The sequence below is a fragment of the Roseibium aggregatum genome, from assembly GCF_017309185.1.
Taxonomy (GTDB): domain Bacteria; phylum Pseudomonadota; class Alphaproteobacteria; order Rhizobiales; family Stappiaceae; genus Roseibium; species Roseibium aggregatum_B.
In genome coordinates, this window is record NZ_JAEKJZ010000006.1 from 398,291 (window position 1) to 414,833 (window position 16,543).

Consider the following 16,543-nt stretch of genomic DNA (forward strand, 5'->3'; position numbering starts at 1 on the left):
TTTATCTGTCCGACAACTTCCGGATTGCGTCGCGCAGGGACCGTTTGGCACGCACGCCCAGCCGGCGCATTGCCCTTTGCAGGCGCCGTCCCTTGATCGTGAACCACTCGTCCAGCTTGCGGTCGGTAACCAGCGGCGGGTCGTTCAGATAAAGCAGCCGGTACACCGCAAGGACGAGCAGCAGAGTGAGCCCCCAGGACAGCAGGGTGTCGGAAAGAAAATGCCCGCCGAAGGCAACCCGGTTGACCGAAAGCACCACGCAGAGCGGCAGCAGAAAGGAAAGCGCCGCTTTCCGCCAGGTTGCCGGCACCAGAAACGCCAGCGACACCAGCCACATCCCGGCCGACGCTTCTCCGGAGACGAAGGAGCAGTTCTTGTCGCAGTAGTCGGTGATCTTCCAGACGGGCTGATAAGGCAGGTCGCCGCCGAACTGTTCGACGTAACGCGGCCGGGGCCGCCCCCAATTGTCCTTGAGGATGGTGTTCACCAAAAGGCCCGGACCCAAGATAAGCGTCGTCAGCAAAAACACCGGCTGACGCAGGGGGAGAAGGGGCGGGCGTCCCGGAGCAAGCAGCTTCAGAAGAAGAACGCCGACGCAGACGATCGCCGTCACGCGGACGAGAAAAGGCCCCAGGTGCCTGACATCCCTGAGAAACTGCTTGTTTTGTGCCGCGAAGCCACTGCTCTCGAAATAAAACAGTCCGCTCGCAAGAAAATCAGTACCCGGAAAAATAAGGAAAAAGAGCGATACGAGGCAGATGTACAGGCAGACGGCGGCCATCGGATGCTGGATGCACCAACCGCTGGCTTTGCGAATTACAACCTTTGCACTATGCTTGCGCGAAATCGTCTGCTCCATGGCTGCTCTTTAACGCATTCGCAAAATTGATCCAATCGTTTCCTGCAAAGGCGGGCCGGTGTTCCGTTGTCGAAGAGTAATATGTGCCTGAAGATCCTGCTCTTGCCACGCGCGCGGGAACGAATGTCGTGAACTTGCGTCGCGGCCAACCGCCCGTTGTTGAATTCTGGTATGAATTCGCCTCCACCTACAGCTATCTTTCGGCGATGCGCATCGAAACCCTGGCCAGCACGCTCGGCGTAACCGTTGCCTGGCGGCCGTTCCTGCTCGGTCCCATATTCAAGAAACTGGGCTGGAATACGTCGCCCTTCAATCTGCAACCCGCGAAGGGTCGCTACATGTGGCACGATATGGAGCGGCAGTGCGAGCGTTACGGCCTTCCGTTTTCCTTGCCGGATCCTTTTCCGCAGCCAAGCCTTCTGGCCGCGCGCATCGCCCATGCCGGACGCTCCCAGTCCTGGATCGGGGCTTTCTCGCGGGCCGTGTTCATCGCGGAATTCGGGCAAGGCCTGGATATTTCCGATGAGGGCCTGATGGCCGATCTGCTGCTGGAAGCCGGCGCTCCGGCCAAAAGAGCGCTGCGGGACGCGAACAGCACGGAGACCAAGATCGGCCTGCGGGCGGCGGTTGCGGAAGCCGAACAGCACGGGGTTTTCGGCGCGCCGAGCTTCGTCATTCCGGGCGGCGAACTTTACTGGGGCGACGACAGACTGGAGCAGGCTCTGGAGACGGCAGTGCGCGCATGCTGATGTTTCAAAAACGGCCCACGCGAAGCGCTCACCCGCTGCCGCAAATCGCTTCGATGACTTCGTAAAGCGCTGCCGGGGAGAGCGGTTTGGCCAGGACATCCTGGAATCCCGACCGGCGCAGGCGGTCCGGTTCTACGGAGTCCAGCGCCGCCGTTACGGCGACAAGCGCCAGGTCCGCGCCGTTGCCGAGGTTTCTCAGGGCGGCGGCGGTCTCTATCCCGCTCATTTCAGGCATGTGCAGATCCAGGAGTACGGCATCGAAGCGCTTTTCGGCAACCAGCGCAATGGCCTCCTGACCGGATCTGGCGGTCTCCGACGAGACCCCGAAGGATTCAAGAAGGGCAGACAAAAGCCTGCAATTGGTCTCGTTGTCGTCGACGATCAGGACATGCGCCTGAATCTGGCCCGGCGCGACGACCCGAGCCGGGCCAGCCGGTGCGTCCGGCCCGCTTCGCGACGCCTCACCCTCACGCCCCGCGGGAATCCGGACCTCGAACCGGCTGCCGCCACCCTCCGGCCGGGACAGCAGCAGTCGGCCGCCCATCTCCCGGACCAGCTGTGCGGTGCCCCAGAGGCCGAGGCCGGTGCCGGGTCCGGTCTCCCGCCCGTGGCGGCCGCGCACGAAGGGCCTGAACAGTTCCGCCCGTTCCTCCGGGTCGATCCCGGGTCCGGTATCCGAAACGCTGATGCCAATCCAGGGGCCGCCAGCCGTTTCGGACGCTTCAAATCCGTCTTCCGAGATCGCTTCCACGCGGACCTCGATGCCGCCCGAGCCGGTATATTTCACGGCATTGTCCAGGAGCGTCGTGACCACGCGCCGCAGCGCCGTTCCGTGGCGGGTTTCGAAGGCGCCGGTATCCGCGCCGGCCGTGAGCCCGTAGGAAAGTCCCTTGGCTTCGGCGGCGATCCGGAAGAGGTCCGCGGTTTCCGACACGATGTCGGAGATCCGGCCCGGCGGGGGGCGTGTCTCCAGACCGGGCTTCGCCGCGCTGACGAGTTCTCCGGTCATCTCGTTCAATGCGTCGATGGAGCGGATCAGGATCGCAAGCTGATCGGACTGGTTTTCGTCGAGATGTCCCTGTGCGATGAGTTCCGCCGTCAGGCGCATGGCCGAAAGGGGGGTTCTGAGGTCGTGGGCGAGAAGGGCAAGCCTGACGGAGTCGCTTTCCCTGTCCCTGTCGCCGTCATTCCCGCGATCTGTCATCAAGCCAGGATCCGCCCTTCTCCGCGATGCACCGTCAACAGGGCTTGCGTTTCGCAGCGCGAAAAGCCAGTTTGACAACACTGTGATTACCCCGATGGCAAACCGCTGTCCATCCAATCCCTTAGAAGTTGCGCCTCTCCTCATGCTTGCTCAAGCGCTCTCGATCGTTGCCCCCGTCTTTGTTCTCATAGGCATCGGCTACACCCTGGCGAAGTTTCAGGTCTTCAGCCAGGCAGTCAGCGATGCGCTCGGACAATTCGTCTTTGTCGTTGCGATCCCCGTGCTGGTGTTCCGCACCCTGATCAACGCGGACCTGTCCGGGGGGCTGCCGCTGGCGCTTTGGGCGAGCTATTTTCTGGGTGTCGCCGCCGCCTGGGGGCTTGGAACGGCGATCGTGCGCAAGGCATTCGGGCGCGACGCACGCGCGGGCGCCATCGGCGGGATTTCGGCCGCCTTCGCCAACACGGTGCTGGTCGGCCTGCCGCTGGTCGCCTCCGTTTATGGCGACGACGGGCTCGTTCCGCTGCTTCTGATCGTCTCCATCCATCTGGCGGTGATGACTGTCGCCATGGCCGTGGTGATGGAGCGGGCGGCGGCCAGCGACAGCGGCCAGCCGTCGCCGCCGCTCGGCCGGCTGCTGGCCAACGCGGGCCGGAGCCTGTTGAAAAATCCGATCATCGTCGCGATCGTTCTCGCCTTTCTGTGGCGGCTGACCGGCCTCGACGTGCCGGCGATCGGCCAGGATGTCCTGAACCGCATCGGTGCAACCGCCCTGCCGCTCGCCCTTCTGTCGCTCGGCATGAGCCTTGTCCAATACGGCATGCGCGGCAACGTTTTGCCGGGACTTATCCTGAGCGTGATCAAGGTGGTGCTGATGCCGGCCGTGGTCTTCGCCGTCAGTGCTTTCGTCTTTCAGCTGTCGCCGCTCTGGACCACCGTCGCGACGCTCACGGCGGGATGTCCGACCGGCGTCAACGCCTATATTTTCGCCAACCGCTACGGCACGGGCCACGCCATGTCCGCCAACGCGATCACCATGACCACCTTGAGCGCCGTCCTGACGACCAGCCTGTGGATCTGGTTCCTTGATACCTGGTATGCGCTGGGTTAGAGCCTTTTCCGGTGTCATCCCAGCCCAAAACCGGGACGACAAAGGCGGTCTGCCTGATGCCTCACAACCCAATGCGGGTACGCAGTTCCCTGTGGGTCATGCCGGCCTCGCGCAGGCTCTTGAGGCTCGTGTCGTCGCTTGACTTGGACAGCTTCCGGCCATCTTCATCCAGAATCAGCCGGTGATGGCGGTAACGCGGCGCGGGCAGGTCCAAAAGTGTTTGAAGCACCCGGTGCACGCTGGTGGCGTGATAAAGGTCCTTGCCGCGCAGAACATCGGTGATCCCCTGATGTGCGTCGTCGACGACAACGGAAAGATGATAGCTGGTCGGTACGTCCTTGCGCGCCAGCACCACATCGCCCCAGGCTTCCGCGGCCACCGGAATTTCCTCCGGCGGAGCGAACAGCGCCGGACCCTCGGCCCCTGTCTCTTCCCAGAAAAGTGGCTGCCCGATGCGCTCAAGCGCCTTTGTCATGTCGAGCCGCAGGGCAAAGGGCGCCTCGCTGTCCGCGCGGGCCTTGCGTTCTTCCTCGCCCAGGACCGCACCGTCCCCGGGATAGACCGGTGCGCCGTCCGGATCCCGCGGCCAGGCCTTTCCCTCCGCCTCATAGGTGGCCACGAAACGCTTGATCTCCGCACGGGTCAGATAGCCCGGGTAGACGAGCCCCATGTCCTGCAGCCTTTCCAGCGCCGCCCGGTATCGGGGAAAGGCCTGCGACTGGCGCAGGATCGGCTCCTCCAGCGGTACGCCGAGCCAGTCGAGATCCTCAAACATCTCCCGTTCCAGCTCCGCCGTGCAGCGGGCCCGGTCGATGTCCTCGACCCGGAGCAGAAACCGCCCGCTGAGCGCGACCGACGCCCGGACGTTCAAAAGCGCGGACAGGGCATGGCCGAGATGCAGGTGGCCGTTGGGCGAGGGAGCGAAACGGAAGACGGGCTCGGTCATGAGAAAAGCTGTAACCGGGTTGACGGGCGAACAAAACCTTACCTATCACCGGAGACTGTCCGTGCAACACCGCATTTGACCCTGTTGCCATGAAACCGATCGAAACCGACGAAGACATTCGCGCCGGCCTTGCGGCTCTGATTGCGATCGACCCGCGCCTGGCGCCAATTGCCTCGGCGGCCGGTCCCGTTCCGCTGCGCCGCCGGAAAGCGGATTTCGAGGGGCTTGCCCAGATTGTCACCGGCCAGCAGGTTTCGGTGGCAAGTGCCTCCGCGATTTTTTCGAGGCTTCTGGCCCTCGTCACTCCGCTGACGGCCGAGAAACTCGCGGAGTTTGCGGATGAGGATCTGGCGGGAGCCGGGCTGTCGCGGCCCAAGATACGGACCCTTCGCGCCATCTCCTCCGCCTGCCGGGACGACCTCGATCTGGCCCGCCTCGCCGAAGTCCCGCCAGCCGAGGCGCATGCGGTCCTGTGCGAAATCAAGGGGGTCGGCCGCTGGACGGCGGATATCTTCCTGCTGTTCTGCGCCGGCCACCCGGACATCTTCCCGAGCGGCGACCTGGCGCTCAGGATCGCGGCGCAGGGCGCGCTCGGCCTGAACGAACGGCCGGACCCCAGGACGCTCGACGGCCTCGCCGCTGCCTGGTCCCCGCACCGCGCCGTCGCGGCAAGACTGCTTTGGGCCTGGTACAGGGTTCAAAAAGACGGAAGGGAGACGATGCCGGTGTGAGGGGCGTCCGGGAAACCGGCTGTCAGATTCCGGGCCGGCTCTTTCCGGGATTGAACGCAGCGCTTCGGTGTCTTGTCACTCCGGCAACATTGCCTCCACCGCCCGCAGCAGCAGGGCAATGTCCTCCGGCCGGGAGAGGCGGTGGTCTCCGTCGGGCACAAGCGTGAAGGTGACGTCGTCGCGGGGCAGGGCTTCCGCCAGCCGTTGTGCATGGCTGGCCGGAACGTCCGGATCCTTCGCGCCCTGAAGGATCGTCACCGGCACGCCGAGATGAAGCGGCCGGTCAAGGAGGAGATGCCCACGGCCGTCCTCAATGAGATTTCGGGTGATGACGTAAGGAGCGTCGCCATAGGCCGAAGGCTGTGCCCAGCGGCCCTCCGTCAGGATCTCGTTGCGGATCTCGTCGGAAAAGCGCTGCTTCCACATCAGCTCCTCGGTGAAATCGACCGCAGGAGCGATCAGGACGAGCCCTGCGATCCGGTCTGTCGTCTTGCGCGACAGCGCGAGCAACAGCGCGATCCAGCCCCCCATGGACGAGCCGACCACGACGGTTTCGCCCGGGCAGAACCGGTCGAAGACAGCCTGCGCCTCCTCCAGCCAGTCGGACACACAGGCCGCTTCGAAGTCACCGCCAGAAATGCCGTGACCGGAATAGTCGAAACGGACGACAGCCTGGCCTCGCTCCGTGCCGAACCGCGCCAGTTCTTCGGCCTTGGTGCCGCTCATGTCGGATTTGAAGCCGGAAAGCCAGAGCAGGCCCGGCTCCCGCCCCGACGTTGTCCGCACCGCGATCCGGCGCTCCCTGTCGGATTTTCCGACCGTGATGAATTGCGGTTCGGTCTCACTCATATTAAGCCTTCTTAAGCCCTTGTTCCGGCTCCTGTCGAAGCATTCCCTTGGCACAGCCGCCCCAGATTGAAAAGATCCTCCGGAGACCCCACTTGGTTCAACTGCCGCCCGCGACCACCATTTTGCAAGTCATTCCGGATCTCAAATCCGGCGGGGCGGAACGGACAACGGTCGACATGGCCCGCGCCATTGTCGCGGCGGGGGGAACCGCTCTCGTCGTCAGTCAGGGCGGTCCGATGGTGACGGAGCTCGAGGCAGTCGGCGCCGAGCACATCGTGCTGCCGATCAAGTCCAAGATGCCCTGGACGCTCTGGCAAAACGCCGCCCGGCTCACCCAGCTCATCGAGGAGCGGGGGATCAGTCTCATTCACGCGCGAAGCCGCGCGCCGGCCTGGTCGTCACTCCGAGCTGCCCGGCGCACCAAAACGCCCTTCGTTACCACCTATCACGGCACCTACAACCAGTCGAACGGGCTGAAAGCCTTCTACAATTCGGTCATGGCGCGGGGGGACGCGGTGATCGCCAATTCCCATTTCATCGCCCGCCTGATCAGGGACCGGCATCCGTTCGCGCAAGATCGGATCACGGTTGTCCAGCGCGGCTCCGACCTGGTCGGCCTCGCGCCGGAAAACCTCAGTTCCCTGCGCAGGCAGGCGCTCAAGGACGCCTGGGGCATTCCCGCGGGCCGTCCGATCATCCTGAACATGGCCCGCCTGACGGCCTGGAAAGGCCAGGCGGTGGTGATCGATGCCATGGCCGATCTGAAGGAAAGCGGCCACCTGGAGCCGATCGCCATTCTGGCGGGCGACGCCCAGGGCCGCGACGGCTATCTGGCGGATTTGAAGAAACGCATCGCCGACCGCGGCCTCAACGACCAGGTCCGGCTCGTCGGCCACTGCGCCGACGTGCCGGCGGCCATGGCGCTCGCCGATCTTGCCGTCGTGGCCTCCACCGAGCCTGAGGCCTTCGGCCGCGCCGCCGTGGAGGCCCAGGCGGCCTCGGTGCCGGTCATCGTTTCCGATCTCGGCGCTGTTCCGGAAACCGTCCTCGCCCCGCCGGAGGTCGAGGAAAACGAACGCACCGGGTGGCGGGTTCCCGCCGGCGACCCGGACGCGCTCGCCAACGCCATCCTGTCGGCGCTCTCTCTGGAAGCTTCCTTGAAAAAGGCCATAACCGACCGCGCGCTCGCCCACGTCCGCGCCAACTTCTCGGTCGAAACCATGTGCGACAGGACGCTGGAAGTTTATCGGTCCTTGTTGAGGGGATGAGCGGTCAATCGACTATCTCTCAGCATCCCATACGTTGGCACTTGCGCCCGTCTCCCCCCTTGAGGGGGAGATGTCCGTGAAACGGACAGAGGGGGGCTTGGTGGTGCGGCAACATGAAAAGCTGAATGATTTCGTGAGGCTGATCCCCCCCTCTGTCAGCTAAAGCTGACATCTCCCCCTCAAGGGGGGAGATGGGTGCAAGCGGCAACGCTCAGGGAACGTCAGAAATAGTCTCTTGACCGGACAGCAGCAGGTCAAGCCACGGGATGACCGATGCTCAACTGGTTTCCTGCGATCCTGACAGACACCGGATCTCTTCCACACCGCTTACCGCAAACAGCTCACGCCGCCAGCGGATAGGCCTCTTCCACCAGGTAAGGGCCGCCGCCAACGCTGGATTTCGAGGAAAACAGCACGAAGCGTCCGGCGATGAAGGGCGGAGCCTGAAAGTTGCCGCGTTCGCTCAACCACCTTGCGACATCCTCGTTGGTGGAAGTCTTGCAGCGTGCGATCGTCACGTGGGGAATGTATTTCCTTCGTTCGGCGGGCAGGCGCAGGCGCTGCAGGATGCGCTCCTGTTCCGCCTGCAGCTCGGCGAGCTGGGCACTCGGCTCAACCCGGGCCCAGACCGCGTGCGGCTTGCCGTTGCCGAAGGATCCCAGGCCGGTCAGGCGGATCTCGATCGGCTCGCGGCGAATCCGGTCGAGCGCGTCCACCACCTCGTCGGCGGTACGGTCGTCGATGTCGCCGATGAAGCGCAAGGTCAGATGGTAGTTTTCCGGATCGATCCAGCGGGCGCCCCGAAGGCCTCCCCGGAGCATCGATAACATGAGGCCCGTCTGGGACGGTATCTCAAGGCCTGTAAAGAGGCGCGGCATGGGTGTTCCCTCCGCTGTCGCTGATAAAACCCATGAGGAATCAACTTCATGAAAATCGCAAGACAAAATGTTAAGTTTTTGACGGAGCTTTAAAATTCATTCGCAGCCAAGCGAAACGCCGCACCCTTGAAGTAACGGCGCGGCGTTGATGCCGAAAATTGATTCTCTTGTTCGGGGCAGCGCCGGAGGGCTGCCCTACGGTGCCGGGTTGCCGAACTCCTGATGCAGGGCGTCGATCCTTTCCAGGACATCGGCGCTCAGCTTGAGATCGGCGGCGGCGATATCGGTTTCGAGCTGGTCCAGTTTCGTCGCCCCGATGATCACCGACGTCATGAAGCTGCGAGACTTGGCGAAGGCGATCGCCATCTGGGACGGGTCCAGGCCGGCGCCCTGCGCCAGATCCACATACGCGTCGAATGCTTGAAGGGCGCGCGGGTGTTCATAGCGCTGCATCCGGTTAAACAGGGTTTTCCGGGCGCCGTGCGGCAGAGCGCCGTTGCGGTATTTGCCTGTCAGGTAACCCTGTGCCAGGGCCGAATAGGCCAGGAGGCCGACGTCCTCCCGCCGAGCCACCTCGGCAAGGCCGGTGTCGAAGGTGCGGTTGACGAGCGAATAGGCATTCTGAATGGAGGCGATCCGCGGCAGGCCGAGCCGCTCGGCCTCCTTGAGGAAGGTCATCGTGCCCCAGGCGCTTTCGTTGGATACGCCGACATGCCGGATCTTTCCGGCCTTCACCAGATCCGCCATGACTTCAAGGGTGGAGACGATACTGTTTTCGTCCTCCACCGGCTCCGCATCGGCCCAGCGCGTCGGGTTGGAACCGAACCCGGAGACGTTCCGGTCCGGCCAGTGGATCTGGTAAAGGTCGATGTAGTCGGTCTGAAGGTTCTTCAGGCTGCGGTCTACCGCGAATTCGATCTGCTGACGCGTCAGCTTGCCCGTTTCGCCGTTTTCCCGGAACCAGTCCATGTCGGTGCGCCCGACGACCTTGGTGGCCATGACAATCCGGTCGCGGTTGCCGCGTTTCTTGAACCAGGTTCCGATGATCCGCTCGGTCCGCCCTTGCGTGTCCCGGTTCGGCGGGATCGGGTAAAGTTCCGCGGCATCGAAGAAATTGATGCCGCGTTCGACGGCGAGATCCATCTGGGCATGGCCTTCGGCTTCCGTGTTCTGCTCTCCGAAGGTCATTGTGCCAAGGCACAAAGCACTCACCTGCACATCCGTGCGGCCAAGACGGCGCTGTTCCATCTTGAATTCCTTTTGGTTCCGAAAAAGGGGTGCCCTGAAGGCCGAAGGGCCGTGCGGCCCGGCTTTCCCCCTTAAGAAGATTGGGCGTTTGCCAGAAGCTCTTCGACCTTCGGCAGAATTCTCTCAACGATAACGGCCACGCCTTGCGCGTTGGGATGCATGCCGTCGGACAAATTCAGGTCGGGGTCGAGCGCGACCCCTTCCAGAAAGAAGGGATAAAGCAGAGCCCCATGGGTCTTGGCAACCTCGGAATAGATCGGGTCGAAAATTTCGGCGTATTCGGGACCGAGGTTGCGCGGCGCCAGCATCCCGGCGAGCAGGACCTCGATCCCGCGTTCGCGCAGCCGCCGGACAATTTCCTCGATGTTCTGTCGCGAGATCTCCGGCGAAATGCCACGCAGCGCATCGTTCGCGCCAAGCTCCACGATGACCGCGTCCGTGTCCTCTCCGACGGACCAGTCCAGCCTGGCAAGGCCGCCGGTGGTGGTGTCGCCGGAGACACCTGCGTTGACGACCTCGACCGAGTGGCCTTTTTCGCCAAGGGCTTTTTGCAGCTGTTCCGGGAAACCCTCGTCGGGGCCAAGCCGGTACCCCGCGCTCAGGCTGTCGCCCAGAACGACCAGTTTCAAATCCGCGGTCTGTCCGGCGGCCGGGGCGATCAGAAGGAGGAGAAAACCGAGAAATGCAACTAATCTGTTCACACTTAAACTCTTTCGGTACTGGAAGACGCGTCGCAACAGGCCCATATGGTCGCGGGACGTCCGTTTGTCGAGGGGGCAACGCCTCCGCACCATTAGGCCGAAGGTCCTCATAAAGGTCAAACCATGCCGAACTCCACCGCGATTTCCCTGTCAAACGTTCACCTGAGCCTCGGCGATGGCGCCGGCCGGGTGCATATTCTCAAGGGGATCGACCTGGAGATCGAAACAGGCGCCAGCGTCGGTCTTGTCGGGCCGTCCGGTTCCGGCAAATCGACGCTTCTGATGGTCATGGCCGGTCTTGAACGCGCGGACGAGGGCTCCGTGAAGGTCGCCGGGTCCGAGCTTGGACCGCTCAGCGAAGACCAGCTTGCCCGTTTCCGGGGCCGCAATGTCGGCATCATCTTCCAGTCTTTTCATCTCGTGCCCAACATGACGGCGCTTGAAAATGTGGCGGTGCCGCTGGAACTCGACGGTCATGCCGACGCCTTTGCCAAGGCGGCCGCCGAACTCGAAGCTGTCGGCCTTGGCCACCGGCTCAATCACTACCCGGCGCAGATGTCCGGCGGCGAACAGCAGCGGGTCGCGGTCGCACGCGCGCTTGTCGCCGAACCCGCGATCCTGATCGCGGACGAGCCGACCGGCAATCTCGACGAGACGACCGGCGGACAAATCGTGGAGCTGATGTTCGCCGCCCAGCGGGATCGCGGCACGACCCTCGTTCTTGTCACCCATGATCCGGGCCTCGCCGCGCAATGCGACCGCACCATCCGTGTCCGTTCCGGCGGAATCGAGGAACGTGTGCCGCGCGAAGAGGCCTCCGCATGAGCGGCTTCGTTCCTGAAAAGTCCTCCGCTGGCAACCGGACCCTGGCCCTGGCCGTCCGTTTCGCCGTCCGGGAGCTCAGAGGTGGCCTCAGCGGATTTTACATCTTCATCGCCTGTATCGCACTGGGCGTCGCCGCCATTGCCGGCGTCACCTCGGTGTCCCGGTCTCTGACGGAAGGTATCTCCCGGGAAGGACAGGCGATCCTGGGGGGAGACCTGGAATTCGCGCTGATCCACAGGCAGGCCGATGCCGGCCAACTTGAATATCTGACCGGGCTCGGCGACGTGTCGCAGGTCGCGACCCTGCGGGCCATGGCCCGGCGAGAAGGCACGGATGCCCAGAGCGGCGATCAGTCGCTGGTGGAGCTGAAAGCGGTCGATGCGGCCTATCCGCTTTACGGCATCTTCAAGCTTGCCTCCGGACAACCCCTTCCCGAAGCGCTCGCCTTGCAAGACGGGATTTGGGGCGCGGTCGCCGACGCCTCGCTGCTGGCCCGCCTGGACATTTCTCTTGGAGACACCGTATCGCTTGGGCGAACGCGCGTGCGCATTACCGACACGATCGAAAACGAGCCCGACAAGCTTGCCGGCGGCATGGAATTCGGCCCGCGTCTGATGATCGCCGATGCGGCCGTCGCGGACACCGGCCTGATCCAGCCCGGCAGCCTCGTCAGGTGGCGTTACCGGGTCAAACTCTCTCCGCCCCCGAACCTGGAGGCGTTGGGCTCGGTTGTCGAGGAGGCCAGAAGCGCCCGGCCTGACGCCGGCTGGCGGGTGCGTTCGCGCGCCAACGCTTCGCCCGGTCTTCAGCGCAGCATCGATCAGTTCGCCCAGTTCCTGACACTGGTCGGTCTGACGGCCCTGGTCGTCGGCGGCGTCGGGGTCGCCAATGCGATCCGCGCCTATCTCGAAACCAAACGGGAGGTCATCGCCAGTTTCAAGTGCCTCGGGGCAACCGGAGGCTTCGTGTTTCAGATCTATCTGGTTCAGATGCTGGTGCTGGCCGCGATCGGCATCGCCATCGGCCTTGTCATCGGCGCCCTGATTCCCTTCGCCGCAGGTGCCGCGCTTTCCGGCGTGCTTCCGGTGGATCTCGCTGCCGGCATTTATCCCGCCGAACTGTCGCTCGGCCTCGTCTACGGGTTCCTGACGGCGCTCGCCTTCGCGCTTTGGCCGCTCGGCCGCGCCCACGACGTGCCGCCAACCGCCCTCTTCCGGGACATCGTGACGGGGGGACGCAAACTGCCGCGCAAGCGCTACCTGGTGGCCACCGCTGCGACAGTCCTGCTTCTGGCCGGAATCGCGATCGTCCTGGCACATGACAAGTTCATCGCCGGCATTTATATCGCTGCCTCCGCGGGCGCCTTCGTGCTTCTGGTCGCGGTGGCCCGGGCGATCATGTTCGCCGCCAGGCGTCTGCCGGCCGTGCGGACCACCGAATTGCGGTTGGCCATCGCCAATATTCACCGTCCGGGCGCCCTGACCCCCTCCGTGGTGCTGTCCCTCGGGCTCGGCCTGTCCCTGCTGGTCGCGCTGGCGCTCATCGACGGCAACCTGCGCCGGGAGCTGACGGCGACCATCGCGGAGAAGGCGCCGAGCTTCTTCTTCATCGACATTCAAAGCCACGAGCGGGATGCCTTCGATGCCCTGCTCCGGCAGGAGGCACCGGAGGCCACAATACAAAGCGTGCCGATGCTGCGCGGCCGGATTGTCAGTCTGAACGGTATTCCCACGGAGAAGTTCGAGCCCGTGAAGGAAGGATCCGGCTGGGTCTTGCGCGGCGATCGGGGCATCACCTACGAAGGCAAGGTTCCGAGAAACTCCAAGCTTGTCGAGGGCTCCTGGTGGCCGGAGGACTATGCGGGCCCACCGCTCGTCTCCTTCGATGCGGAAGTCGCGGAAGACCTGGGCCTCAAGATCGGGGACAAGATCAGCGTGAACGTTCTCGGGCGCGGAATCACCGCCGAGATCGCCAATCTGCGCGAGGTCGAGTGGCAATCGCTTGCGATCAATTTCGTGATGGTATTCTCGCCCAACACCTTCGCCGGCGCCCCACACGCCTATCTGATGACCCTGGGCTGGGAAGAAGACGTGCCCGCGGAAACCGAGCTCGGACTTCTGAAAACCACGTCCAACGCCTTTCCGACCGTGACCGCGGTCCGCGTCAAGGATGCCATCTCTCAGGTGAACGCGCTTGTCGCCCAACTGGCGTGGGCGATCCGCGGGGCGAGTTCCATCACCCTGATCGCCAGCGTCCTTGTGCTGGCCGGCGCTCTGGCGGCGGGTCATCGCAGCCGGATCTACGACGCGGTCATTCTCAAGACGCTCGGGGCGACCCGGCCCAGGCTGATCGCCGCCTACGGGCTGGAATACGCCATTTTGGGGCTCGCTACAGCGGTCTTCGCTCTGGTCGCCGGAGGCGTTGCCGCCTGGTACGTCATCACCCAGGTCATGGGCGGTTCCTTTGTCCTGATGCCCCTGACGGCCGTCGGAGCGGCGCTCGTCGCGCTCGTTCTGACGGTCGGTTTCGGTCTGATCGGCACCTGGCGTGTTCTGGGCGAGAAGCCGGCACCGGTCTTGCGGAACCTTTGACCCTGTGGAGCGGAATGAGGCTTGCGCCAGCTCCCGGCAGGCGGTCCCGGCGCCGGATCTCCGCAAACCCCTTCGGACTTTTGACAGTCTGTTTACGGGTGTCCGTAAATGATCGATCGTCCCGACGATAAATCCGCCTGCGCAACTTGCATCCCTCTCCCATCTTGACTATCCGGTTGAGGACAGCCGAGAGACAGGGGGTTCCTCATGATTGAACGCGCCGGAAAATTTGTTTTATGTAATCTACTCGCGGCGGCGGTGGTCGCTGCGTCATCTGTGGCGGCGTTTACGACGTCCGCCTTTGCCGAAAGCCCGTTTCACACCGGGGTCTGGCAATTGAACACGCCCGACGGACCGAAGGGACTCGTGGTCAGCGACTGGCTGGTCTTCGAGGACGGCCTGCCGAAGCGCTGGCTTTACCGCCGCGCCGGCACCAACGATGCCAATCAGTTCGACTTCTTCACCCGGTCCATGGGCGACAGCGGCTATACGCCGGTCGGCATCCGGGTTTACCGCACCGGCGACAACGCGATGAAATATACGCTGGCGCCAAAGGGTCAGGATCCGGTCGAGGTGTCCGCGGTCCGGCTGTCCATTCCCAATTTCGAGAATTCCTGCCTGTCGGTCGAGAAAAAGGGCAAGCGCTTTTTCGGCAACTGGGTCGGCACCTCCGGTTCGAAGCTCAAAAAGCTGAACGTCCGGAAAAACCGTCTCACGATCGATGGCGAGGCGCGCGACATCGCGATCGAAGAAGTTCGTGTCGGCCGCATGGGCATCACCGAAGACGGTAAACCCATCGCCTTCCTGACGGATGCGGGCGGAGACTATGCCGTGCTGCAGTGGTTCAAGCCGGGCGTCAGTGTCGAGCAAATGCGTGACAAGGAAAAGGAAATCCTCGATTTTGCCTCAGAGGAAATCGTCCGTAATCCGGGCGGTACCTGTGACAGCCAGATCGCTTCTCGCCTGAAAGCGATGAAATAAAAAAGCGATCTTTTAAACATATGGGCCTAATTTGCGGGCTGAAGCGAAAGAATTACGATTTTTTCAGGAATCCCGTCTTGAGCTTATGTCCGCAATTTCCCATATGTTGAGGGAGTTGTGTTGCATGTGACGTCACATGCGAATTCAATCTGAAAGGGGATAAACACGACCATGTCGACCTTTGACCGTCAATCTCAAGGCGCCTACTCGGTCGCCGGCGCACGTGCCGAGGCCGGCATCGATCAGGGCCTTCGCGCCTACATGCTGGGCGTATACAACTATATGTCCATCGGTCTCGCGCTGACCGGCTTCTTCGCGCTGGCCACCGTCATGCTGGCAACCACCAGCGATCCGAACGCCGCCGCTGCCCAGCTCGGCAACGGACACATGCTCACGAACCTTGGCGTCGCCATCTACGGCAGCCCGCTGAAGTGGGTCGTCATGCTGGCACCGCTTGGCATGGTGTTCTGGCTGTCGTTCCGCATCCAGTCGATGAGCGCGTCGTCCGCCCGGACCTTGTTCCTGGTTTACGCCGGCGTCATGGGCATCTCCCTGTCCTCGATCTTCCTGGTCTACACCGGAGCGTCGATTGCCCGGGTCTTCTTCATCACCGCAGCATCCTTCGGCGCGCTGAGCCTGTTCGGCTACACGACCAAGAAGGACCTGTCCGGCTGGGGCTCGTTCCTGTTCATGGGCCTGATCGGCATCGTGATCGCTTCGCTGGTAAACATCTTCATGGCGTCTTCCGCTCTGCAGTTCGCCATCTCCGTGATCGGCGTCCTGGTGTTCGCCGGCCTGACCGCCTACGACACCCAGCAGATCAAGGAAATGTACTACGAAGGCGACAGCAGCGAAGTCGCCACCAAGAAGTCCGTCATGGGCGCCCTGCGTCTTTACCTGGACTTCATCAACCTGTTCCTCATGCTGTTGCAGCTTTTCGGCAACCGCGAATAAGCCCGCAGCTTCCAGAGCAGAACGAGAAAGCCCGGCCAAGTCGCCGGGCTTTTTTTTGACTGCCGCAAGAGGCAGGCTCCAGACCCAGTCGGTCGGGAGCTTGAATTGCGGTTGGTGTTACGCCTCGACGACCCTGAGGTGCTTTTTCTTTTCCAGAACCCTGAGCACTTGCGCCAGATCGTGGCCGCGTTTCAGGATCATGCCGCCTGTCGCAACCACCGAGTAGGCGCCCTGCCGGCGGGCCAGCTTCGGGTCTTTCTCGATCCGGTAGAGCGGCATCTCGGAAGACCGTCTGAAGACGGAAAACACCGCCCTGTCCTTCAGGAGATCGATGGCATAGTCGCGCCACTCTCCATCCGCGACCATGCGACCATAAAGCCTCAGGATGGTGTCGAGCTCGCGCCGGTTGAAGGAAACGACAGGTTTGGGCGGGGGACCCGGGGGAGTTAGAGGCGCGGGACCTGGTCCCGTGCCCCGCTGAGACGCGCTGTCATCGGCTTCGCTCATTCCGCCTCCATTCGCTCGCGTTCCGGCATGGACCGGGTTGCGAACGCCAATCACCCTGTCACCTGACTGTCATGATGCGTTGGCTTTGGCTCCGGTTGCAAGCCCCAATCCCAGAAAGGCCAAAATTGGGCGAGCGCGGGC

General features: G+C 63.2%; 16 protein-coding genes. 8 read left to right on the forward strand and 8 right to left on the reverse strand.

Annotated features, from left to right (window positions below; genetic code table 11):
• Position 1: 1 nt before the first annotated feature.
• Complete coding sequence (locus JF539_RS23820) at positions 2-859, reverse strand: phosphatase PAP2 family protein (RefSeq protein WP_207143231.1); 858 nt, start codon at positions 857-859, stop codon at positions 2-4.
• An 83-nt stretch (positions 860-942) separates the two neighbouring features.
• Here JF539_RS23820 and JF539_RS23825 point away from each other — a divergent pair, with 83 nt between their 5' ends.
• Positions 943-1,608, forward strand: a complete 666-nt coding sequence (locus tag JF539_RS23825) for a 2-hydroxychromene-2-carboxylate isomerase (RefSeq protein WP_328809308.1) — start codon at positions 943-945, stop codon at positions 1,606-1,608.
• Positions 1,609-1,636: 28 nt separating this feature from the next.
• Here the strand turns inward: JF539_RS23825 and JF539_RS23830 are convergent, their stop codons facing one another.
• Positions 1,637-2,812, reverse strand: coding sequence for a hybrid sensor histidine kinase/response regulator (locus JF539_RS23830; RefSeq protein ID WP_207143232.1), 1,176 nt, complete (start codon positions 2,810-2,812; stop codon positions 1,637-1,639).
• Between the two features lie 142 nt (positions 2,813-2,954).
• Here JF539_RS23830 and JF539_RS23835 point away from each other — a divergent pair, with 142 nt between their 5' ends.
• Positions 2,955-3,923, forward strand: a complete 969-nt coding sequence (locus JF539_RS23835) for an AEC family transporter (RefSeq protein ID WP_207143233.1) — start codon at positions 2,955-2,957, stop codon at positions 3,921-3,923.
• Between the two features lie 61 nt (positions 3,924-3,984).
• Here JF539_RS23835 and gluQRS read toward each other — a convergent pair whose 3' ends face one another.
• Positions 3,985-4,869: a tRNA glutamyl-Q(34) synthetase GluQRS gene (gene gluQRS / locus JF539_RS23840; RefSeq protein ID WP_207143234.1), complete on the reverse strand. Its 885-nt coding sequence runs from the start codon at positions 4,867-4,869 to the stop codon at positions 3,985-3,987.
• An 89-nt stretch (positions 4,870-4,958) separates the two neighbouring features.
• Here gluQRS and JF539_RS23845 point away from each other — a divergent pair, with 89 nt between their 5' ends.
• Positions 4,959-5,600, forward strand: coding sequence for a DNA-3-methyladenine glycosylase family protein (locus JF539_RS23845; protein WP_207143235.1), 642 nt, complete (start codon positions 4,959-4,961; stop codon positions 5,598-5,600).
• Between the two features lie 75 nt (positions 5,601-5,675).
• Here JF539_RS23845 and JF539_RS23850 read toward each other — a convergent pair whose 3' ends face one another.
• The gene (locus JF539_RS23850; RefSeq protein WP_207143236.1) at positions 5,676-6,449 is read right to left on the reverse strand and encodes an alpha/beta hydrolase; all 774 of its coding nucleotides are present in this window, start codon (positions 6,447-6,449) and stop codon (positions 5,676-5,678) included.
• Between the two features lie 92 nt (positions 6,450-6,541).
• Here JF539_RS23850 and JF539_RS23855 point away from each other — a divergent pair, with 92 nt between their 5' ends.
• A complete protein-coding gene (locus JF539_RS23855) occupies positions 6,542-7,717 on the forward strand; it encodes a glycosyltransferase family 4 protein (protein ID WP_236042625.1) in 1,176 nt (391 codons plus the stop codon).
• A 341-nt stretch (positions 7,718-8,058) separates the two neighbouring features.
• Here JF539_RS23855 and thpR read toward each other — a convergent pair whose 3' ends face one another.
• The 3 genes from thpR to JF539_RS23870 form a co-directional block, all read right to left on the reverse strand.
• Positions 8,059-8,595 carry an RNA 2',3'-cyclic phosphodiesterase gene (gene thpR / locus JF539_RS23860; RefSeq protein ID WP_207143237.1) on the reverse strand — a complete coding sequence of 179 codons (537 nt, stop codon included), beginning with the start codon at positions 8,593-8,595 and terminating at the stop codon, positions 8,059-8,061.
• A gap of 195 nt (positions 8,596-8,790) precedes the next feature.
• Positions 8,791-9,843 carry an NADP(H)-dependent aldo-keto reductase gene (locus JF539_RS23865; protein ID WP_207143238.1) on the reverse strand — a complete coding sequence of 351 codons (1,053 nt, stop codon included), beginning with the start codon at positions 9,841-9,843 and terminating at the stop codon, positions 8,791-8,793.
• Positions 9,844-9,914: 71 nt separating this feature from the next.
• Positions 9,915-10,544, reverse strand: a complete 630-nt coding sequence (locus JF539_RS23870) for an arylesterase (protein WP_328809309.1) — start codon at positions 10,542-10,544, stop codon at positions 9,915-9,917.
• A 123-nt stretch (positions 10,545-10,667) separates the two neighbouring features.
• Between JF539_RS23870 and JF539_RS23875 the strand changes: the two genes are divergently transcribed.
• From JF539_RS23875 to JF539_RS23890, 4 genes are all read left to right on the forward strand, one after another.
• A complete protein-coding gene (locus JF539_RS23875) occupies positions 10,668-11,369 on the forward strand; it encodes an ABC transporter ATP-binding protein (RefSeq protein WP_207143239.1) in 702 nt (233 codons plus the stop codon).
• Entirely contained in the window at positions 11,366-13,960 is a 2,595-nt protein-coding gene (locus tag JF539_RS23880; protein WP_207143240.1) for an ABC transporter permease, read from the forward strand. Before JF539_RS23875 ends, JF539_RS23880 begins: the two co-directional genes overlap by 4 nt.
• A 207-nt stretch (positions 13,961-14,167) precedes the next feature.
• Positions 14,168-14,941, forward strand: coding sequence for a hypothetical protein (locus JF539_RS23885; RefSeq protein ID WP_207143241.1), 774 nt, complete (start codon positions 14,168-14,170; stop codon positions 14,939-14,941).
• Between the two features lie 171 nt (positions 14,942-15,112).
• The gene (locus tag JF539_RS23890; protein WP_207143242.1) at positions 15,113-15,895 is read left to right on the forward strand and encodes a Bax inhibitor-1/YccA family protein; all 783 of its coding nucleotides are present in this window, start codon (positions 15,113-15,115) and stop codon (positions 15,893-15,895) included.
• A gap of 117 nt (positions 15,896-16,012) precedes the next feature.
• On the opposite strand, the gene JF539_RS23895 is transcribed toward JF539_RS23890, so the two are convergent.
• A complete protein-coding gene (locus JF539_RS23895) occupies positions 16,013-16,402 on the reverse strand; it encodes a DUF2794 domain-containing protein (protein WP_207143243.1) in 390 nt (129 codons plus the stop codon).
• Between the last annotated feature and the right edge of the window lie 141 nt (positions 16,403-16,543).